Origin of the sequence: Gordonia gummivorans, from assembly GCF_022513585.1 — a bacterium.
GTDB lineage: Bacteria > Actinomycetota > Actinomycetes > Mycobacteriales > Mycobacteriaceae > Gordonia.
Genome location: NZ_JAKWBF010000093.1, coordinates 1 through 571 on the forward strand (window position 1 = coordinate 1; position 571 = coordinate 571).

Below are 571 nucleotides of genomic sequence, written 5' to 3' on the forward strand. Positions count from 1 at the left end.
CGCTCGTAGGGTTGAAAGCTCCTACACAACCAACCTTGGGAGCTGACCCGTGCGCGCTACAACCCTACTGAACCGTCTGCTGTGCCTGCCGAGTATCACGGTGCGCGATGTGGAGATCACCGATGACCGGGTGGTGGTGGCGGTGCGGTTGCGGCGTCGTCTGGCCCAGTGCCCGTACTGCTCGTACACCACTGCTCACCGCTATGACACGCGCGATGCGGATTCCTCGTGGCGGCATCTGGACCTGGGCGGACGTATCTGCATGCTCACGGTGCGGCGGCGCCGGCTGCGGTGTCCCGAGCATGGTGTGCACGCCGAGGCGGTCGATTTCGCCCGTCCGGGATCGGGGTTCACCCGCGACTTCGAGGACCTCGTGGTGTGGCTGGCCACCAAGTGCGACAAGACCACCACAGCGACGTTCTGTCGCATCACCTGGCGCACTGTGGGTGCGATGTGTGGGCGCATCGCCGCGGACAAACTCACTCCGGAGCGCTTCACCGGTCTGGTCGACATCGGCGTCGACGAGATCTCCTGGCGCAAGCACTACAAGTTCCTCACACTGGTCTCTGAT

At 64.3% G+C, this 571-nt stretch carries 1 protein-coding gene; it reads left to right on the forward strand.

Features of this window, described 5'->3' with window-relative positions:
* Positions 1–49 precede the first annotated feature (49 nt).
* Positions 50–571: helix-turn-helix domain-containing protein (locus MKW15_RS24245; protein ID WP_240862960.1), on the forward strand; the 522-nt coding region annotated here is incomplete at its 3' end.